We start from the raw sequence: 19542 nt of genomic DNA, 5'->3' as shown, positions 1-19542 counted from the left end.
CAGGTAGTGCGTCCAATGTCAGGAGCTGCGGATGGGTGAGGATTCGCCAAGCGTGGCTGGGCCGTCTCGCGTGCGACGCATGTTCCTCATCCGCATCTGCCTGATCATCGTCATCGTCGGGCTCGTCGTAAGCGGGGTCACCGCGTTCCCTTTGCGCGAAGAGCTCATGCTCGGACGCGACATCCTGAACAACACGGGACTCAGCACGGTCTTCGCCGACCTCGCGTCCTGGGTCCATCGGGTCGCTGAGGGGCTCGAGGTCACCGGCACCGAGTACCCGTTCCTCGCCTACGGCACGGACTGGCTGGCGTTTGCCCACCTGGCGATCGCGGTCGCTTTCGTCGGACCGCTCATCGATCCGGTGCGCAACGTCTGGGTGACCATCTGGGGCCTCATCATGTGCGCAGGCATCCTTCCACTGGCACTCATCGCCGGAGCGATCAGGGGGCTTCCGTTCGGCTGGCAGCTCATCGACATCTCATTCGGTGTCGTCGCTGCCGTGCCGCTCACCATCGCGCTCGTGCTGACACGCCGACTCGAGAGACAACGCATCGGCGCCCACTGACGGCCCGCGTCTGCGCACGACCCGCACGGGTGACAGGATTGACGGATGACCGCAACACTCGTGGCCCAAGGGCTGGCCGGCGGGTACGGCCACCGCACCCTGTTCGATTCCCTCGACCTGACCGTCACGGCGGGTGACGTCGTCGGCCTCGTCGGGGCGAACGGGGCGGGGAAGTCGACCCTCCTGAAGCTGCTGGCCGGTGTCGACGAGCCCCAGGCCGGCACGATCCGGCTCTCACCGGCGGATGCCTTCGTCGGCTGGCTGCCGCAGGAGCACGAGCGCATCGTCGGAGAGAGTGTCGCCGACTACATCGGCCGTCGCACGGGCTGCACGGCTGCGACCAGAGAGATGGATGCCGCCGCCGCTGCGCTCGGTGACCCCAGCCTCGCCGCTCCCGGCACAGACCCGGCCGACATCTACTCCGTCGCGCTGGACCGCTGGCTGGCGAGCGGTGCCGCCGACCTCGACGAGCGACTTCCGGTGGTGCTCGCCGACCTCGGACTCGACCTCGGCGCCGACCCGGCCTCAGCGATGATGACGTCGCTTTCCGGCGGACAGGCCGCCCGCGTCGGTCTCGCCGCACTCCTGCTCTCGCGTTTCGACATCGCCCTGCTGGACGAACCGACCAACGACCTCGACCTCGACGGGATCGAGCGGCTGGAGGCCTTCGTGCGCGGACTCCGCGGCGGTGTCGTCGTGGTCAGCCACGACCGCGAGTTCCTCGCCCGCTGCGTGACCCGGGTGCTGGAGCTCGATCTCGCGCAGAACAGCAACCGGGTGTTCGGCGGTGGTTATGACGCGTACCTGGAGGAGCGGGCCACGGTGCGTCGACACCAGCGCGAGAAGTACGACGAGTTCGCCGACAAGAAGGCCGACCTCGTCGCTCGCGCCCGGACCCAGCGCGAGTGGTCGAGCCAGGGTGTGCGCAACGCGATGAAGAAGGCTCCGGACAACGACAAGATCAAACGCAAGGCGTCGGCCGAGTCGAGTGAGAAGCAGGCGCAGAAGGTGCGTCAGATGGAGAGCAGGATCGCCCGGCTCGAAGAGGTCGAAGAGCCGCGCAAGGAGTGGCAGCTCGAGTTCACCATCGGCTCGGCGCCGCGTTCCAGCTCGGTCGTGTCGACGCTGAGCTCGGCCGTGTTCCGGCAGGGGAGCTTCCAGCTGGGGCCCGTGTCGCTCCAGGTGAACGCGGGGGAGCGGATCGGCATCACCGGCCCCAACGGCGCGGGGAAGTCGACGCTGCTGCGCGGGCTGCTCGGGCGGCAGCTTCCGGACGAGGGCACGGCGAGTCTCGGTGCGAGTGTGCAGATCGGCGAGATCGACCAGGCCCGCGCACTGCTCGTCGGCACGCAGCCCCTCGCCGTCGCCTTCGAGCAGCTCGTGCCGGAGATGGCATCCGGCGAAGTCCGTACCCTCCTCGCGAAGTTCGGGCTCAAGGCCGATCACGTGATGCGCGCTGTCGACGAACTGTCACCGGGGGAGCGCACGCGCGCAGGACTGGCCCTGCTGCAGGCGCGCGGCGTCAACCTGCTCGTGCTCGACGAGCCGACGAACCACCTCGACCTGCCCGCGATCGAGCAGCTCGAGCAGGCGCTCGAGTCCTACGAGGGCACCCTGCTGCTGGTCACCCACGACCGTCGGATGCTCGCGACCGTGCAGACCGACCGGCAGTGGCGGGTGGAGGCGGGGCAGGTCGTCGAGGTATGACGGTGTGGACGCCCGATGTTGCGGATGACCGTGGGAACCCGCCAGAATATCGCTCAGGATGCCGGACGGCGACGTCGTGGAGCTCCTCGCCATGAGCCACCAGCGCTCGGGGTGACGTCTACGATCAGAAGGCCTTCATGACCTCGCCCACCACAGCGCCGCGCACGAACATGCTGGCGCTCATCGGCTTCATCGCCGCATTCGTCATGCCTGTCGCGGGCGTCATCCTCGGAGTTTTCGCTCTGCGGCAGCTGCGGACCCCGGGCAACACCGAGTCCGGAGCCGGTCTCGCCCGGTGGGCGCTGGTGATCGGAGCGATCGGCACCGTGTTCTTCGTGTTGTTCTTCATCCTCTGGGCCACGCTGTTCTTCTCGGCTCTGAGCGGCCAGCCCATCGGTCGCTGATCAGAGGCCGATCATGAAGCCCAAGAAGGCACGGGCACGTCTGCTCCGGGCGATGACTGCCACGACGCTCGTGAGAGTGGAGCGGAAGCCGAAGTATGCCGACCATCTCGAAGGCTTCGTGCTGCGCGTGGGAGCGAAGTGGGCGTTGATGGCGCAGACGGTCGACGGCGGATACTTCGACGGCCTGATCGCCTTCCGGGTGCAGGATGCGCAGCGGATCACCGACGACGAGTCCGTGGCAGCGGCGTTCGCCAAGACGCTCCCCGAGTGGCCACCTACGTACACGCCTGAGGTCGACCTCGAGACGACAGCGGGTCTGATCAGAGAACTGGGTGGCAGCGACAATCTACTGGGCATCCAGAAGGAGACGGAACGTCGCGCGACGTGGATCGGGACCCTGGACACGATCACCGGTCGGTACGTGTATCTCCACGAGGTTCGCCCCGACGGCACGTGGCACCCCGCACCCCTCGGCTACAAATTGCGTGCGATCACGGCGGTGGAGGTCGGCAGGCGTTACTACTCGGCACTCTCGGTCGTCGCGGGGGAGAAGCCGCGGCCCGAGCATCTGACTTCGCGCTGAGCCATGCCACGACATCGCGGGTCTGAGGACCGTCCGGCCTCGGTAGACGGTGCAGACGTCGAAGCGGCAATGTCCCGGCGACGGTGGCGGGCCATCCACCGACCGCCCATCCGGCGCGGCGATCCAGTCATCGAGTTCGCGGAGTGGTCTCTGCCGGTCGCCTCCGTCATCATGCTCATTGCGAGCTTCGGAATAGCGAAGCGCGGACCGGTTCCCCGAGAGATATCGGCCATCGCGGTGATCGGGTGCGCAGCAGTCATCGTCCTGGTGATGTTCGTGCTCAGTATCCGCCTATTCGTGAAGCGCGGTATCCTCCCTTTCTCTCGCCGGGCGGCGCTCGCGCTCGCCGGCGTCTCGATCATCTCGCCTCTCGTGCTGTGGGCTCGCTACGAGGGAACGTTGGCGCCTCTGGTGATCACCGCATGCCTGCTGAACGGGCTGTGCCTCCTAGCTGGTGGACTCGCCTTTCTCGCGGGGCGCCGCCGCTCTCCGCGAGATTCGGGAGTCGAAGTCTCGGAGTCGCGTCTCGACGACGCCGCTGCCGGAACGTCTTGCTGACCGCCGGGTCGGGATACGCTGGAACATGGCGGCTTCGGCCGCGGTTCGGTCGCTGGCGTCCACCGTGGACGTTCCGCCGGAGTTCCTGACCCTGACGGCACGAGGAGATTGACGCCGATGACCGACACCCAGATCTTCGAGCCCGACGGCCGCGCGATCCCCTTCGTCGACGAGGGCGACGGTCCCGTCAAGCTCGTCCTGATCCAGGAGCGCGATCTGGCTGCTGATGTTCTCGGCGTCGTCGCGCACTACCTCGCCGAGGAGGCGGGCTTCCACGTGCTGCGCATCGGTCATCGCGCCGAGGTCAAGCACGAAGAGGTCTCGCTGGAGGATCGGGTCGAAGACGTACTCGCCGTGATCGATCACGTCGGTCTGGGCGACACGTGGATCGGCGGCCATGGCTTCGGCGGTACCGTCGCACGGGCCTTCGCCCTGGCCCACGCCGATCGCGTGAACGGCCTGGCCCTGCTTGCTGTCGAAGAGAATGACATTCCGCTCGCGCCGGTGATGCCGATCCTGATCATCCAGGGCACGAAGGACATCGACGCTCCGTTCGCCAACGGTGAGCAGCTGCAGTCGACGGCGCCGGAGCGTGCGAGCGTGAAGAGCATCGACGGGGCCGATCACATGTTCCCGATGACGCACCCGATCGAGACCGCCGTGGTCATCGAGGAGTACCTCGACTGGGACTGAGCACCTCGCCCAGAGGCCCTCGCCGAGCGACGTGACCCGCTATCGACCCTGACGCTTCTTGTACGGCTTCGGCTGCCCCTTCACGGCGGGCGTGCGGCCCTTGCCCTTCGATGCTTTGGCCTTTCCTCCGGCCGGGGCGGGTGCATTGCGCACCGGCTCCGGAGCCGCGGCGACCTCTGCCTTCGCTTCGACGAGGAGGAGTTCGCCGACAGGGGTGAGCCGGGTCGGGCCTTCGCGATGGACGATCGGATGACCGACCTCGGCTTCGAGCTTGTCGATCGAAGTGTAGAGGGAAGCCAGCGGGATGCCGAGCTTCTCCGCCGCACGCGGGAAATGCAGTTCCTCCGCGAGGACGACGAAGCGGCGGAGCAGAGAGATCTTCACGGTGGCCTTTCCAGTGTTCGCACGGGTGTGCGAGCTTCTTCCAGGTTACGCGGTGCAGACAGACGGATGCCGCGACCCGATCGGCCGCGGCATCCGGAATCCTTCGGTCAGGCGACCTGAGGGGTGACGGCGAAGGACACGGAGCCTTCGTCGTCGACGCCGGCATCGAGGATCTTGTCGTCGAGTGCAGCGGCCGCCGACTCATCGAGGAACAGCCGGGTGCCGGCGACCTCCACCACCTGGTCCTGCGGCTCAGGGTCCGCGGCGACGAGCACGGCGAGGCGTGCACCGCCCTCGGGTCCCTGGGCCTCGGTGGAGTGGATGCGGAGCCCGGCATCCGGTGCGTCGGTCTGACGGCTGACAAGGGTCGTCACGATGGCGGAGGCGTTGTCGGTGAGGGTGAGCACGAGACTCTCCTTCCGGTTGGGGCATGCCACGGTCGCGGCATGTCCGGGCCACGATGCCGGACCTCGGAGATCGTCTCAACCCCCTTGCGCGGATTCGGAGGAGGCTCTTACCCTGCTCGCAGGTTCTTGCGCAGAAACACCTGCGCGGTGCCGTCGCCGTCGGGCACCCGCTCATGCTCCTCATAGCCGCACGACTCGTACAGGCGGATGTTCGCCTCGCTCAGGCTTCCGGTGAACAGCTCGGCGACGTCTGCGCCCGACGCCTTCTCGGCGCTCTCGAGCAGCAGCCTCCCGATTCCCTCGCCCTGCATATCGGGGGCGATCGCGATCCTGCCGATCAGGAGCAGACCGTCCTTCTCGACGTAGCGGATGGCACCGACGAGGCGCCCGTCGATGCGCGCCGTCAGCCCGGACTCCGACCGCAGCTCCGCCTCCAGCTCGGAGAGCGTCTGCGTCAGAGGCGGCATGTCGACGCTCCCGTAGATCGCAGCCTCCGAGACGAAGGCGGCGCGCTGCACGGTCAGCACCTCGCCGGCATCCTCGTCGCCGATCGGGGAGATCACGATCTCCGGCCGGTTTCTGCTCGGATCTTCGTTCACGGCGTCTTCGTTCACGGAGTCTGCTTTCACGTTGTCTGCGTCATTCACCCGAGCCACATTCCGGGTCGCCTCCCCACGGTGTCAACCCCCTCGCCGCGCGTCGCCGCCCCGGCTAGCGTCACCGGTAGGAGGTCACACCATGGCTGAAAGCAAGACCACGAAGACCGGCGGCTCGACGAAGGGCGCGGCGAAGACGACCAGGCAGCAGAACGCGGAGAAGGGGTTCACCGCCTCGACGACGCTCGCGAACAACCTGCAGGCGGTGCTCGTCGACCTGCTTGATCTCGCGATCCAAGGAAAGCAGGCGCACTGGAACGTCGTCGGACGCAACTTCCGCGACACGCATCGTCAGCTCGACGAGATCATCGACGATGCACGGGCCTTCAGCGACACGATCGCGGAGCGCATGCGCGCACTGCACGCCGTGCCCGACGGGCGCAGCGCGACCATCGCGAAGACGACGTCGCTTCCCGAGTTCCCTGCGGGGGAGGTGTCGACGACGGAGACCATCGACCTGATCACCGAGCGCCTCGAGGCCGCGGTGGGAACGGTGCGCGACGTGCACGACGCCGTCGACGAAGAGGACCCGACCTCGGCCGACCTCCTGCACGCCATCATCGAGCGGCTCGAGCAGTTCGCGTGGATGGTCAGTGCGGAGAACCGGAGTCCGGCGGGTCGCTGAGCCCTCTCGCGTCCGCGGAGTCGCCGTCACTCGTCGGCGGCTCCGCGGACGAGAGGACGGCCCCGCATGACGCGGGGCAGCGCCACCCACAGGGATACCACCAGGACGACCGCTGCGACGAGAGCGATGATCCCCGCCGTACGGTCCACCGTGAAATCGACGATCAGGGTCGTCACGCCGATGGTCAGGGCACCGATGACGACCAGGTCGATACGGACGATCCGGGCGGCGATGCGGACGAGGTCGGGCTTGCGACGGCGGCCGAACAATGCACGATGCATCCCCACCGGCGCGAGTGCGAGGATGGTCGCCACCGCAGCGAGAGCGACGAGGACGACGTACAGATCTCGCTGGAGCTCGTCCATGTCGGTGAAACGCGGCTGGAAGGCGACGGCGAGGAGGAATCCGGTGAGGATCTGCGTACCGGTCTGCATGACGCGCAACTCCTGCAACAGCTCGTCCCAGTTGCGATCCGCGCGTTCATTCGCGGTCTCGTCGCGTCCGTCGGCACGGTCGTCGAGACCGTCCCCACGACCAGATGGTTCTGATGTCATGGTCTCAGTGTGGATTCCGCACTCCGGTGCTGTCCAGACGCGTGCACCCGCAGAACGAAAGAAGGCACGATGACGCTCCCGCCGATTCGCGACTGGTGGTCCGAACTCTCGGAAGACGGGCGCCGGGCGGTGCTCGACAGCAAGACCCCGCACCTGGAAGAGGAGGTGCGCGAGGAGATCCGCGTCATCACCGGCGCCGTGGTCGGGATGGTGGAGTCGCTGAGCGACGACGACCTCGAGTACGCCCGCTCGCACGCCGAGCACGAGGAATGACCTCCTGCGTGCACGGCTCGGCTGCTTACGCGTCGTCGGTCTCGGTCGTAGCCGCATCCTCTTCACGTAGCCGCGGTTCGGTGCGTCGTTCCGGGCGCACGCCGGCCTTGTCGGCGTAGAACGCGCGGATCCGGTCCATGTCCGACGCGACATCGCCGGTCAGGTCGATCGTCGGCCCGAGTCCCGTGGTCATGGTCGTCCGATCGACGAACCCGAGCGTCACCGGCATGCCCGTCTCTCGCGCGATCCGGTAGAAGCCCGATTTCCAGTACTCGTTGCCGCCGCGGGTGCCATCCGGGGTGACCACCAGGCCGAAGACCGTGCCGTCGTGGACCTGGCTCACGACGTCTTTCACCACGCGTGCCGGATCGGCGCGGTCGACGGGGATGCCGCCGAGGCGACGCATGATCGGCCGTCGCCAGCCGTGGAAGAGGCTCTTCTTCCCCAGCCAGTGCACGTCGATATCGAGCTTCCAGGCGATGGCGAGCATCAGGACGAAATCCCAGTTCGACGTGTGGGGCGCGCCCACGAGCACGGTCGGGCGCGTCGGCGCGGCCTCGCTCACGAGCGTCCATCTGCTGAACGCCCAGAAGATGCGGGCGAGGAGTCGTGTGAGCATGGATCAACCGTAGGGGAGAACAGCTGTTCGCCCGCTGTCGACGCCCACCGGGCAGGTTCGGCGCCACCGCCTCCGGGCGGGCGTACGATCGAGGGATGAAGAAAACGCAGCAGGACTCCGTGCAGCAGGAAGCGCCCGTCGGGCTGCAGCCGCTCCTGGACTCTCTGAATCTGCTCGAGGGCGATGCTGCCGGCTATTGCAGCAATGGCGTCTGCCAGTTCCCCGCCCCGAAGAGCGAGTAAGCGGCAGACGCCATCGCAGGCCGTCTACGGAGGGTCAGTGACCGCCGTGGAAACCCTCGCCGGCATCGTCGGCGGGCTTGCGGACGAACGGGCTGAGCGCCACTGCCGCGAGCGAGATGATCGCCGCGATGAGGAACGCCATGCGGGCGCCGGGAGCGCCGGCGACCGCGGTCGACAGCCCCTCCTGCTCGCCCGCGTGCAGGATCGAAGAGTACGTCACCAGCAGCAGCGCGACACCGGCCGCGCCGCCGACCTGCTGCAGCGTGTTCAGCACCGCAGAACCGTGCGAGTACAGCGATCGCTGGAGCGACCCGAGCGAGGCGGAGAACAGCGGCGTGAACGACATCGCCAGGCCGACCGACATCGCCGCCTGCACGATGATGAGAACCCACCATACGGTGTGCTCGCCCACCGTCGAGTAGAAGAAGAGCGACGCCGAGACCAGGATCGTGCCGGGGATGAGCAGCGGACGCGTGCCGCGCGCATCGTAGACACGGCCCATGACGGGCCCGAGCAGCCCCATGAGCAGCGAGCCCGGAAGCAGGATCAGGCCAGACTGCAGCGGGTTGAGACCGGCGACGTTCTGCAGGTACTGCGGAAGCAGCGTCAGCGTGCCGAACATCGACAGCGCCAGGATCGACATGATGATCACCGACAGCGTGAAGTTGCTGGAGCGGAACACGCGCAGATCGAGCAACGCGTCGTCGACGCGCTGCAACACGAGCTGACGCCAGACGAACAGGCCGAGCGACACCGCGCCGACCACCAGCGAGATGATGCCGGCGGTCTCGCCCGATCCGCCCTCGCCGCCGAACTGGCTGAGTCCGAACACGATGCCGCCGAAGCCGAGCGCCGCGAGCGGGATCGACAGCACGTCGAGCGGCACGGCGCGGGTCTCACCCAGGTTCGTCATCCACTTGACGCCCATGAACAGGGCGATGAGGGAGATCGGGAGGATGATTCCGAAGAGCGCGCGCCAGCTGGCGAGTTCGAGCACCGCACCCGCGAGGGTCGGGCCGATGGCGGGAGCGAGCGAGATCACGAGGCCGACACGGCCCATCATGCGACCGCGGGACTGCGGCGGCACGACGTTCATGATCGTCGTCATGAGCAGCGGCATCATGATGCCGGTACCGGCCGCCTGGATCACACGGCCGACGAGCAGCACGGCGAAGCCGGGGGCGACGAGCGCCACGAGCGTGCCGAGCGAGAACGCGATCATCGCGGCGATGAAGACCTGACGCGTCGTGAACCGCTGCAGGATGAACCCGGTGGTCGGGATGACCACGGCCATGGTGAGCATGAAGGCGCTCGTGAGCCACTGGCCGAGCTCGGGCGGAATGCCCAGGTCGGTGTTCAGATGAGGGATCGCGATCCCCATCGTGGTCTCGTTGAGGATGGCGACGAAGGCGGCGACCAGTAGCAGCCAGATCACCCGCATGTCCTTGCGGGAGATCTCGCCCCCTGCCGCTGCGGGGGTCGTCGAGATGGAGCCGGTATCGACGGCAGACATGGGCGGCCTCCAGGGCGAAGAAGAAACGGAGTATCGCGAGAGTTCGCAAGAGTCACTCAGCGTAACGGCAGCCGCGGACATTTCATTCCGAATTCACAGATATCCGCCGACGGCGGAGGCGCGGGCCTCGGTGTCCCCGCACGTGAGTACGCTGGCGCCATGAGCATGGGCGGCGGCATGGGCGGTGGCCCGCGGGGTGGTGGCTTCCGCGGGGTCGACGAGAGCGCGCAGCGGAAGCTGAATGCCGAGGCCCCCCGGATCAACGGCCTCGGTGCGCGGGTCGTCTCGCTGTTCCGCGCGTATCGCTGGCGTATCTTCTCCACCGGCATCCTGGTGGTGATCGGCGCCGCGATAGCCGTCGTGCCGCCGCTGATCGTGCAGCGGATCTTCGACGATGCGCTGTTCCCCGTCGCCGGGGGAGGGCCGCACCTCGAACTGCTGGCCTGGCTCGTCGCCGCCATGATCGGTCTCTTCCTGCTCTCCGCCGCTCTCGGAGTGGCCCAGACCTGGCTCACGGCAACGGTCGGCAACAGCGTCACCGGCGACCTGCGTGTGAAGCTGTTCGAGCACCTGCAGGCGATGGAACTCGGCTTCTTCACCCGCACCAAGACGGGCGTCATCCAGTCACGCCTGCAGAACGACGTGGGTGGCGTCTCCGGGGTGCTGACGAACACCGTCACCAGCATCCTGGGCAACGTCGTCACGGTGATCGCCTCGCTCGTCGCGATGATCCTGATCGACTGGCGTCTCACGCTCATCGCCGTGATCATGATGCCGTTCCTGATCTTCGTCCAGCGCAAGGTGGGCCAGGTGCGGGCACGTATCGCGGGAGAGACGCAGGAATCGCTGTCCGAGCTCACCTCGATCACGCAGGAGACGCTGAGCGTCTCGGGCATGCTGCTGTCGAAGGCCTTCAACCGCCAGCGCACCGAGTCGGAGCGCTACCAGGCGGAGAACCGCAACCAGGTGGTCCTCCAGGTGCGCCGGGCGATGAGCGGCCAGGGTTTCTTCGCCGTCGTGCAGGTGCTGATGGCCAGCGTTCCTGCCGTGATCTATCTCGTCTCCGGATACCTGATCGCCGGCGGCACCGGGGCGATCACCGCAGGAACCGTCGTCGCGTTCACCACGGTGCAGGCGCGGCTGCTCATGCCGTTGATGGGTCTGATGCGGGTGTCGCTCGATCTGCAGACGTCGTCGGCGCTGTTCGCGCGCATCTTCGAATACCTCGACCTCGTCCCCGAGATCCAGGATGCGCCCGACGCGATCACGGTCGATGACGCACCCGGGCCGCGAGGACGCCTGGAGTTCGCCGGGGTGGTGTTCCGCTACCCGGACGCGTCCTCCGACGCCCGTCCGACGCTCGACGGAGTGTCCTTCGTGGCGGAACCCGGCCAGCACGTCGCGTTCGTGGGCCCCTCGGGCGCCGGCAAGACCACGATCCTGTATCTGGCTCCTCGCCTGTACGAGGCGAAGGGAGGAGCCGTGATGTTCGCCGGTGCCGACGTGCGCGCGCTCACGCAGGAGTCGATCATCGACAACGTCGGCATCGTGTCGCAGGAGACGTACCTCTTCCATGCCACGATCCGTGAGAACCTGCGCTACGCCAAGCCCGATGCGACCGAGGAAGAACTGATCGCCGCCTGCACCGCCGCGAACATCCACCACATCATCGCCGGCTTCGAGCAGGGCTACGACACCGTGGTGGGGGAGCGCGGCTACCGGCTCTCCGGTGGCGAGAAACAGCGCATCGCGATCGCCAGGGTGCTGCTGAAAGACCCTCCGGTGCTGCTCCTCGACGAGGCGACCTCGGCACTCGACACGGTCTCGGAGCGCGTGGTGCAGGAGGCGCTCGACGAGGCCGCGAAGGGGCGCACGACCCTCTCCATCGCCCACCGGCTCTCGACGGTGATGGGCGCGGACGTGATCCACGTTCTGGAGGCCGGGCGCATCGTCGAGTCGGGTTCGCACGTCGAACTGCTCGCCCGCGGCGGTCTGTATGCCGAGCTCGCGGCCGAGCAGGTAGCGGCGTCGCGCGTGCTCGAGACCGAGGCCGCCGTCGAGGAGGAAGTGACCGGGGGCGCCGTGGCACCCCTCGCCGATCGCCGCGCGGACAAGGCGCCCGCCGATTCCGCGGGGGCGGATGCGGTCGCGACCATCACCGCTGCGGTGCCGCTGCTCGCCGAGCCTCGACCGGACGAACGGGTCTACCCGCCTGAGCACTGAGTACTGAGCCCTGAGCCCTGAGTACTGCACCCTGAGGCGGCGTCGTGGCGGCGAGCGTCAGTGCACCGAGAGGCCGCCGTCGACGAACAGCGACTGGCCGGTGACGTAGGCCGAGCCGGCTCCGGCAAGGAACACCGCGGCTCCCGCGAAGTCGCTCGGCAGACCGTTGCGCCCGATCATCGTGCGCGCGGCGAGCTCCGCGACCTTCTCCGGGTCCTGCTGCAGCCGCGCGTTCAACGGGGTGAGCACGAAGCCGGGGACGAGCGTGTTGCTGGTGACGCCGGTGCCACCCCAGGCCTCGGCCTCGGAGCGCATGAGCGATTCCACCGCGCCTTTCGACGCGCCGTAGATGCCGCTGCCCACGAAGGCGCGGTGGGCCTGCTGGGAACTGATGTGAATGAGTCGACCGTATCCGCGTGCGGCCATGCCCTGCGCATAGCGCTGACCGAGCAGGAACGGCGCGAGGGCGTTGACTGTCATCGTCGCGTCCCAGTCGTCTTCGGTGATCTCCGCGAACGGCGGGCGGATGTTGATGCCGGCGGAGTTGACGAGGATGTCGGGCGCGCCGAACGGTGCGGCCGCTGCTTCGCCGACGGCGTGGATCCCGTCCCTCGTGCTGAGGTCGCCGATCACGCCGTGGGCGCGGCATCCGAGCGCGCGCAGCTCGTCGACCGTCTCGCGGACGCGATCCTCACCGCGCGCGACGATGACCGTCGACGCTCCGGCGCGAGCGAGTGCAGTGGCGATCCCCCGGCCGATCCCGGAGCTGCCGCCGGTGACGACGGCGGTGCGACCGTCGAGTGAGAACAGGGAGGAAAGGTAGTCGTTCATGTGTTCACCGTCAGGGGTTCGGAGGGCGGGGATCACCACGCGAGCGCGGCGGCGATGGCGGGGTCGGGCGCGGCGTCGGCGAACTCGGGGAGGGCCCGCAGCTCCGAGATGAAGGCGTCGACCTCGGCGGCGTAGGTCGGGTCGGCATGGCTCTCGGCGATCTCGAGGAGCGAGGCGACGTCCATCGCGAGGATGAGTTCGATGCGAGCGATCACCGAGGCGTGGGCACCGGCCTCGTGCAGCACGTGGAGGCCGCCGCGGAGGGCCGCGAGGTAGTCGCGCAGCACCGGCAGCTGTGCCTTGCCCTGAGTGATCGAGGTGCCATCGGCGCGGAGCCGCCAGCGCACGACCACATCGGGGATCACATCGAATGCGCGTGCCCGGGTGTACATGAGCTGCGCGACCACCTGGTCTTCGTAGGCGACCCCCTCGGGGAAGCGCAGGTCGTGCCAGAACGAGGTGCGGCTCACCTTCGACCAGGCGACGATGTTCGAGACCGCCAGGGGGTGCGCGGCGAGGGTCGTGCCGAGTCGCTCCGGAGACGTGGCCGCAGCGACCCAGGGCTGCACGCGGCCGGCGACGTAGCCGTCACCGCGGACCCGCGAGCGTACGTAGGCGCCGGCGACGAAGTCGCTTCCGGTCCGGCCCAGTGTCTCCGTCATGCGGGCGAGGGCGTTCGGCAGCAGTTCGTCGTCGCCGTCGAGGAAACCGAGGTACGGGGTGTCGACGAGCTCCAGACCGACATTGCGCGCGGCGCCGAGACCGCGGGAGGCCCCGTGGCGGATCGTCGTGAAGCGGGGGTCTTCGGCTGCGGCGGCGTCGAAGATCGCTCCTGTGTCATCCGTCGAGCCGTCGTCGATGAGGATCGCCCGCCATCGTGACTCGGTCTGCGCGCGCAGCGAGTCGAGAGCGGCGGGGGCGAAGGCCGCGATGTCGCGTCCGGGGACGATCAGCGTCACGATCGGGGCGGAGGCAGTCACCTGCTGAGTCTATGACCGTGGCTCAGCCGCGGGCCGCGCGCACCGACTCGGCGACGAGCACAGCCAGCCGTTCGGGAGCATCCGGGGCCAGAGCCGCGCGATCGAACGTGAAACGTACGGCGGTCTGCGCCACTTCGGGGGCCACACCGCAGGCGAGCAGCACGTGCGACGGCTCGTCGCTGCCCGCCGCGCATGCCGATCCGCTCGACGAGATGACCCCGCGGCGCTCCAGCTCGAGCAGAATCGACTCCCCGCTGGTGCCGGCGAACGTGAAGCTCGCCGTTCCGGGCAGACGGCCTCGGGAATCCCCGGTGAGCGTGGCATCGGGGATGCTCGTGAGCACCCGGGTGATGAACCGCGCGGTCGCCGATCCGACCTGCGCCGCAACCGTTACGCGTTCCGTCTCGGCGAGTTCCAGCGCCGTCGCGAGTGCGACGGCGCCCGCGACGTTCTCGGTGCCTGAGCGTCTCCCGCGCTCCTGGCCGCCGCCGTGCAGCAGCGGCTCCACCGGCACGCGCCCACGGACGGCCAGGGCACCGATGCCTTTCGGAGCCCCGAGCTTGTGGCCGGCGATCGACACCGCGTCTGCGCCGAGATCACCCAGAGGGAGCCATCCCGCCGACTGCACGGCATCCAGATGCAGGGGGACGCGGGCGGCACGGGCGACGGCGGCGAGCGCCGACACATCCTGGACGGTGCCGATCTCGTTGTTGGCGTGGCCGATCGAGATCAGAGCGGAGTCGTCCCTGATCGCCGCAGCCAGGTCATCCGGGTCGATCCGTCCGCGCGAGTCCACGGGCAGGAGGGAGACCTCGATGGCGTGGAAGCGTCGTAGATAGTCGGCGGATCCGAGGATCGACTCGTGCTCGATCGGCGAGGTCACCAGATGCCGCCGCCCCGTCTCGAGAGCCGCGAGCATGATGCCCTTCACCGCGAGGTTGTTCGCTTCGGTGCCGCCGGCGGTGAACACGACGTCGCCCGTCCGCATCCCCAGCACGCGCGCCACCCGTGCACGGGCATCGTCGAGCGCGCCCGCCGCGGCCTCGCCGGCCGTGTGATGGCTCGATGGGTTTCCGAACACGCCGGAGAGGAACGGCCGCATCGCTTCGAGCACCTCCGGTCGTACCGGGGAGGTCGCGGCGTGATCGAGGTAGAGCATGCCGGTGCGGGGCAGGTCCGAGGGCGACATCGCGGTCAGTCGATCCGCAGATCCAGGCCCAGATCGAGGGCGCGCGCGGAGTGTGTCAGCGCCCCCACCGAGATCACGTCGACTCCGGTGCGGGCGATGTCGCCGACCGTGTCGAGGTTCACGCCTCCCGAGGCCTCGACCGTGGCACGGCCGGAGATGAGGGCCACCCCCGCGCGCAGGTCGTCGAGCGAGAAGTTGTCGAGCAGCACGGTGTGGGCACCGCCGTCGAGGACGGCCGGGATCTGGTCGAGCCGGTCGACCTCGACGACGACGTGGGTCGTGTGCGGGAGGCGGGACAGCGCCTCGCGGAGCGCCGTCGCGAGGTCGAGCCCCGAACGCGTGAGCACGGCCAGGTGGTTGTCCTTCGCCATCACGGCATCCGACAGCGAGTACCGGTGGTTGTGTCCGCCGCCCGATTCGACCGCATGCCGTTCGAACGCCCGCAGTCCCGGCGTGGTCTTGCGGGTGTCGGCGATGCGAGCACCAGTGCCCTCGATCGCGGCGACGTACGCGGCGGTGAGGGTGGCGATACCGCTCATCCGCTGCGTGAAGTTCAGGCCGACGCGCTCTGCGGTGAGCACACTGCGGGCCGACCCCGAGACCGAGGCGAGCACGTCGCCCGCGGCGAACTCGTCGCCGTCACCGACGTGCAGGTCGATGTCGAGAGTCGCGTCGGTGAGCCGGAACGCGGCGGCGAAGACCTCTCCACCACTGAAGACTCCGGGTTCCCGGGCGACGAGATCGGCGGTCGCGGTGGCATCCGCTGGCAGCAGCGTGGTACTGGTGACGTCCCCCCAGGGCGCGTCTTCTTCGAGGGCCGCGCCGACGACGCGGTTCATGGTGGCGGTGGTCAGCATCAGACGGGCTCCAGGATCGATGAGGGGAGGCGAGAAGAGGCATCGGCGGCGGTTCCGGCCGCATCGACACGATGGTGGGCGCCGACGGATATCGTGCGGGCGAGCGCTGCGGTGGCCGTCGCCTGCGCGAGCAGCAGCAGATTCGCGTCTTCGTGCGCCGACACGGTCGTCGGCGCCGAGCTCTCCGCGGTCCAGGTCTGCAGGACGTCGAGCGCGCGGGAGAGACCGTCTCTGTTCCGCAGCAGTCCGACGTCCTCCCACATCAGCCGCTGCAGCGAGGCGCGGCTGAACGCGGGGGCGATCGCACCGCGGCTCCCTTCCGCACGGCGGCGGGCCTGAGGGGAGCCGTGCGCGACATCCGCCCAGGGTCTCGTCAACGCCGCCGCCGCACGGGCCCCGAACACCGCGCCTTCGAGCAGCGAGTTCGACGCCAGACGATTTGCCCCGTGCACCCCGGTGCGTGCCACCTCTCCCGCGGCGAAGAGGCCGGGCACGGTGGTGCGGCCGTCGAGGTCGGTGACCACGCCACCCATCAGGTAGTGCGCGGCCGGCGTCACGGGGATCGGTTCGCGGGCCCAGTCGAAGCCGCGTTCTCTGGTCACCCGATCGATCGTGGGGAACCTCCGCGCGAGGGTCTCGGCACCGAGCATCGTGGCGTCGAGCCTGACCGGGGCGGCCTGAGCCGTGGCGCGGCGTGCGATCGCTCGCGCCACCACGTCGCGCGGTGCGAGCTCGCCGTCGGGGTGGCTGTCGAACACGAACCGACGGGCGTCGTCGTCGATCAGTGTCGCGCCCTCGCCGCGCACCGCCTCGGAGATGAGGAACGCGGGGCCCTTCGCCAGGATCGTCGGATGGAACTGGACGAACTCCAGGTCGGCGACCGCAGCGCCCGCCCGTATCGCGGCGGCGATGCCGTCTCCGGTCGTCCCCGCCGCGTTCGTCGTGTGCGCGTAGAGGTGGCCGGCGCCGCCGGTGGCGAGGATGACGGCATCGGCGGGGATCTCGGAGACCTCACCGTCGAGGAGGATCCGGATTCCGCGCACGGCGCCTTCCTGCCTCAGCAGGTCGACCAGGAAGGCATGTTCGACGAGGGGGATGTCCGTCCGCCGCACGGACGCGACGAGCGCCGCGGAGATCGCCGCGCCCGTGGCGTCACCTCCCGCGTGCACGATGCGGGCGTGGCGGTGGGCCGCCTCACGCCCGAGCAGCAGAGTGCCGTCCACCGCACGATCGAAGCCGACACCGCGTGCGATCAGCTCGGCGATCCGTGCCGCTCCGTCCGTGACCAGCACCTGCACGGCGTCCCGGTCCGACAGCCCGGCACCGGCGTCTCGGGTGTCGGCGGCGTGCAGTGCGGCGGAGTCGTCCGGACCGTAGATCCCGGCGACGCCACCCTGAGCGAGCCCGGTGCAGCCGTCTCCGAGGTCGCGCTTGGTGACGATCGTCACGTCGTGTCCGGCCTCGTGCGCATGAAGCGCCGCGGTGAGTCCCGCAATGCCCGACCCGACGACGATGACGTTCATCGTGCGCCCGCGACCACCGGAGGCCTCGCCGCGAGCATCCGCTCCAGCGCCACACGCGCGGGGTCGGCCACATCGTCGGAGACGGTGATCCGGTTCGGCGTGCGGCCGGCCACCAGCTCCTCCAGAACCCAGGCCAGGTATCCGGGGTGGATGCGGTACATCGTCGAGCAGGGGCACACCACCGGGTCGAGGCAGAAGATCTCGTGCTGCGGGTACTGGGCGGCGAGCCGGCGGACGAGGTTGATCTCCGTGCCGATCGCGAATGTGGTTGGCTCGGTGGCCGTGTCGATCGCCCGGCGGATGTACTCGGTCGAACCGGCCTCATCCGCGGCGTCGACGACCTCCATCGGGCACTCGGGGTGCACGATCACGCGCACGCCGGGGTGCTCGGCACGGGCCTGGTCGATCTGGCCGACGGTGAAACGCCGGTGCACCGAGCAGAAGCCGTGCCACAGGATCACGCGCGAGTCGAGCAGGTCTGCGGCCGAGGATCCGCCGAGCGCTCGCCGTGGGTTCCACATCGGCATGTGTTCGAGCGGCACCCCCATCGCCTTCGCGGTGTTCCGACCCAGGTGCTGGTCGGGGAAGAACAGCACGCGGCGCCCACGCTCGAAAGCCCACTCGAGCACGGTCTCAGCGTTGGACGAGGTGCAGACGATCCCGCCGTGCCGTCCGACGAAGCCCTTGATCGCCGCCGAGGAGTTCATGTACGTCACCGGGATCACCGGCACGCGGCCGTCGGCGTCGACGGCGTCGAGGTCGCCGAGCACGTCTTCGAGCTGTTCCCAGCAGTCCTCGACCTGGTCGATGTCGGCCATGTCCGCCATCGAGCATCCGGCGGCGAGGTTGGGCAGGATCACCGCCTGGTCGGGCTGCGAGAGCAGATCAGCGGTCTCGGCCATGAAGTGCACGCCGCAGAACACGATGGCTTCGGCATCCGTCCGTCCCTTGGCCGCGGTCGCGAGCTGGAACGAGTCGCCGACGTAGTCCGCATGCTGCACGACCTCCTCGCGCTGGTAGAAATGGCCCAGGATCACGACGCGGTCGCCGAGGGTGGCCTTCGCGGCGCGGATCCGTCTGTCGAGCTCCTCCTCCGTCGCCTCGCGGTACTCGGTGGGCAGCTCTCCCTGACGCGGCGCCCCCGTCGGGATCACGTCGCCCATGGAAGAGCCGGGTCCGTAGCCCGGTCGCGCGTCGAAGTCCCACGGACCGGCGGCGAGGTCGGTGGTGCATGTGGCGTCGGTCGACGCGCCGCTGACGATGGCCTGGATCGCATGGTCGACCGAGGCGTCCAGCGGCGGGACGGCCGGCGCGGGGACGAAGGTGATACTCATCGGGTGCTCGTTTCTTCGGGACCGAGCGGGCCGCGATCGGCCAGCTCGACGTCGGTGTTGTCGCGGTACAGACGTGCAGGTCGGTGGCTTCCGGTGCGGAACCGGTCGGTGGGGAGCAGGTTGCCCGCGGCCTCCACCTGACGCCGGAAATTGGCGGGGTCGAGGGTGCGGCCGAGAATCGCCTCGTAGGCTTCGCGCAGCTCGGCGAGGGTGAACTCCGCAGGAAGGAATCCCTGGGCGACGCGGCTGTAGCCGACCTTGTTGCGCAGACGCCACAGCGCGTACTCGATGATCTTCGCGTGGTCGAAGGCCAGCTGCGGCAGCTCGTCGATGTCGAACCACTCCACGTTCTCGGGCGCGTGACCGGACGCGCGATGCGCCGCGCTCTGCGCTGTCACATCGTCCTGTCGCAGCAGCGCCCAGTAGACGATCGACACGACCCGGGTGGGGGAGCGGTCGACGGCGCCGAAGGCGTAGAGCTGCTCGAGGTAGCTGGGGGAGAGTCCTGTGGTCTCGGCCAGGGTGCGTGCCGAGGCGTCGACGGGCGATTCGGTCGGGGTGAGCCAGCCGCCGGGGAGAGCCCATCGATCGGCGTACGGCTCGCGGGTGCGCCGCACGAGGGGCAGCGCGAGGACCGCGCGTCCGTCGTCCGTGCGACGCAACGTCAGGATGACCGTCGAGACGGCGACCCGGATTTCGCTAGTTTGAGTCATAGACACCTTAACCTCCGAGATCGATCTTAGTGTCATTCGGACACTTAGTGGGCGCAGATGACGGCGGTCCGCGTTGAGTCCGAAACGTTATCTCGCGGGCGCAGGGAAG

At 68.8% G+C, this 19542-nt stretch carries 22 protein-coding genes; 9 read left to right on the top strand and 13 right to left on the bottom strand.

Annotated features, from left to right (window positions below; genetic code table 11):
• Nucleotides 1-52: 52 nt before the first annotated feature.
• From MicroSTF_RS05620 to MicroSTF_RS05600, 5 genes are all read left to right on the top strand, one after another.
• Nucleotides 53-565, top strand: coding sequence for a hypothetical protein (locus MicroSTF_RS05620; RefSeq protein WP_315069342.1), 513 nt, complete (start codon nt 53-55; stop codon nt 563-565).
• Nucleotides 566-610: 45 nt separating this feature from the next.
• Entirely contained in the window at nt 611-2272 is a 1662-nt protein-coding gene (locus MicroSTF_RS05615; RefSeq protein ID WP_315069339.1) for an ABC-F family ATP-binding cassette domain-containing protein, read from the top strand.
• Nucleotides 2273-2409: 137 nt separating this feature from the next.
• A complete protein-coding gene (locus tag MicroSTF_RS05610) occupies nt 2410-2676 on the top strand; it encodes a DUF4190 domain-containing protein (protein ID WP_029260371.1) in 267 nt (88 codons plus the stop codon).
• 13 nt (nt 2677-2689) lie between these two features.
• Nucleotides 2690-3259, top strand: a complete 570-nt coding sequence (locus tag MicroSTF_RS05605) for a hypothetical protein (RefSeq protein ID WP_029260370.1) — start codon at nt 2690-2692, stop codon at nt 3257-3259.
• A 675-nt stretch (nt 3260-3934) separates the two neighbouring features.
• A complete protein-coding gene (locus tag MicroSTF_RS05600) occupies nt 3935-4510 on the top strand; it encodes an alpha/beta fold hydrolase (protein WP_021199569.1) in 576 nt (191 codons plus the stop codon).
• A gap of 39 nt (nt 4511-4549) precedes the next feature.
• On the opposite strand, the gene MicroSTF_RS05595 is transcribed toward MicroSTF_RS05600, so the two are convergent.
• The 3 genes from MicroSTF_RS05595 to MicroSTF_RS05585 form a co-directional block, all read right to left on the bottom strand.
• On the bottom strand, nt 4550-4894 hold the full coding sequence (locus MicroSTF_RS05595; protein WP_021199570.1) for a helix-turn-helix domain-containing protein: 345 nt from the start codon (nt 4892-4894) through the stop codon (nt 4550-4552).
• Between the two features lie 107 nt (nt 4895-5001).
• On the bottom strand, nt 5002-5301 hold the full coding sequence (locus tag MicroSTF_RS05590; RefSeq protein ID WP_017828684.1) for a hypothetical protein: 300 nt from the start codon (nt 5299-5301) through the stop codon (nt 5002-5004).
• A gap of 107 nt (nt 5302-5408) precedes the next feature.
• The gene (locus tag MicroSTF_RS05585) at nt 5409-5900 is read right to left on the bottom strand and encodes a GNAT family N-acetyltransferase (protein WP_297555206.1); all 492 of its coding nucleotides are present in this window, start codon (nt 5898-5900) and stop codon (nt 5409-5411) included.
• Nucleotides 5901-6039: 139 nt separating this feature from the next.
• Between MicroSTF_RS05585 and MicroSTF_RS05580 the strand changes: the two genes are divergently transcribed.
• Nucleotides 6040-6582 (top strand): Dps family protein, encoded by a 543-nt coding sequence (locus MicroSTF_RS05580; protein WP_021199572.1) that lies wholly within the window; start codon nt 6040-6042, stop codon nt 6580-6582.
• A 26-nt stretch (nt 6583-6608) separates the two neighbouring features.
• Here MicroSTF_RS05580 and MicroSTF_RS05575 read toward each other — a convergent pair whose 3' ends face one another.
• A complete protein-coding gene (locus tag MicroSTF_RS05575) occupies nt 6609-7136 on the bottom strand; it encodes a DUF6328 family protein (protein WP_167254566.1) in 528 nt (175 codons plus the stop codon).
• Between the two features lie 69 nt (nt 7137-7205).
• On the opposite strand from MicroSTF_RS05575, the gene MicroSTF_RS05570 reads away from it, so the two are divergent.
• Complete coding sequence (locus tag MicroSTF_RS05570; protein WP_021199574.1) at nt 7206-7409, top strand: hypothetical protein; 204 nt, start codon at nt 7206-7208, stop codon at nt 7407-7409.
• Nucleotides 7410-7434: 25 nt separating this feature from the next.
• On the opposite strand, the gene MicroSTF_RS05565 is transcribed toward MicroSTF_RS05570, so the two are convergent.
• On the bottom strand, nt 7435-8028 hold the full coding sequence (locus MicroSTF_RS05565; protein WP_029260364.1) for a 1-acyl-sn-glycerol-3-phosphate acyltransferase: 594 nt from the start codon (nt 8026-8028) through the stop codon (nt 7435-7437).
• 95 nt (nt 8029-8123) lie between these two features.
• Between MicroSTF_RS05565 and MicroSTF_RS05560 the strand changes: the two genes are divergently transcribed.
• Complete coding sequence (locus MicroSTF_RS05560) at nt 8124-8270, top strand: hypothetical protein (protein WP_021199576.1); 147 nt, start codon at nt 8124-8126, stop codon at nt 8268-8270.
• A gap of 34 nt (nt 8271-8304) precedes the next feature.
• Here MicroSTF_RS05560 and MicroSTF_RS05555 read toward each other — a convergent pair whose 3' ends face one another.
• Nucleotides 8305-9783 carry an MDR family MFS transporter gene (locus MicroSTF_RS05555; RefSeq protein ID WP_021199577.1) on the bottom strand — a complete coding sequence of 493 codons (1479 nt, stop codon included), beginning with the start codon at nt 9781-9783 and terminating at the stop codon, nt 8305-8307.
• A 165-nt stretch (nt 9784-9948) separates the two neighbouring features.
• Here MicroSTF_RS05555 and MicroSTF_RS05550 point away from each other — a divergent pair, with 165 nt between their 5' ends.
• Nucleotides 9949-12006, top strand: a complete 2058-nt coding sequence (locus tag MicroSTF_RS05550) for an ABC transporter ATP-binding protein (protein ID WP_297555203.1) — start codon at nt 9949-9951, stop codon at nt 12004-12006.
• 57 nt (nt 12007-12063) lie between these two features.
• On the opposite strand, the gene MicroSTF_RS05545 is transcribed toward MicroSTF_RS05550, so the two are convergent.
• From MicroSTF_RS05545 to MicroSTF_RS05515, 7 genes are read right to left on the bottom strand one after another with little or no spacing between them, the layout of a single operon-like run.
• Nucleotides 12064-12837, bottom strand: coding sequence for an SDR family NAD(P)-dependent oxidoreductase (locus MicroSTF_RS05545; RefSeq protein ID WP_029260361.1), 774 nt, complete (start codon nt 12835-12837; stop codon nt 12064-12066).
• A 32-nt stretch (nt 12838-12869) separates the two neighbouring features.
• A complete protein-coding gene (locus MicroSTF_RS05540; protein ID WP_036271863.1) occupies nt 12870-13817 on the bottom strand; it encodes a glycosyltransferase family 2 protein in 948 nt (315 codons plus the stop codon).
• Nucleotides 13818-13839: 22 nt separating this feature from the next.
• Nucleotides 13840-14976, bottom strand: coding sequence for a cysteine desulfurase family protein (locus MicroSTF_RS05535; protein ID WP_029260359.1), 1137 nt, complete (start codon nt 14974-14976; stop codon nt 13840-13842).
• Between the two features lie 35 nt (nt 14977-15011).
• The gene (nadC, locus tag MicroSTF_RS05530) at nt 15012-15863 is read right to left on the bottom strand and encodes a carboxylating nicotinate-nucleotide diphosphorylase (RefSeq protein WP_021199582.1); all 852 of its coding nucleotides are present in this window, start codon (nt 15861-15863) and stop codon (nt 15012-15014) included.
• Nucleotides 15863-17386, bottom strand: coding sequence for an L-aspartate oxidase (nadB, locus tag MicroSTF_RS05525; RefSeq protein WP_322954145.1), 1524 nt, complete (start codon nt 17384-17386; stop codon nt 15863-15865). The genes nadC and nadB overlap by 1 nt, the downstream gene beginning before the upstream one ends.
• Nucleotides 17383-18720 (bottom strand): quinolinate synthase NadA, encoded by a 1338-nt coding sequence (gene nadA / locus MicroSTF_RS05520; RefSeq protein WP_029266694.1) that lies wholly within the window; start codon nt 18718-18720, stop codon nt 17383-17385. Before nadA ends, nadB begins: the two co-directional genes overlap by 4 nt.
• On the bottom strand, nt 18717-19433 hold the full coding sequence (locus tag MicroSTF_RS05515) for an NUDIX hydrolase (protein WP_029266696.1): 717 nt from the start codon (nt 19431-19433) through the stop codon (nt 18717-18719). Before MicroSTF_RS05515 ends, nadA begins: the two co-directional genes overlap by 4 nt.
• Between the last annotated feature and the right edge of the window lie 109 nt (nt 19434-19542).

It is taken from the genome of Microbacterium sp. STF-2, from assembly GCF_034650155.1.
GTDB lineage: Bacteria > Actinomycetota > Actinomycetes > Actinomycetales > Microbacteriaceae > Microbacterium > Microbacterium maritypicum_A.
This window is presented reverse-complemented; position numbering and strand designations above follow the sequence as displayed.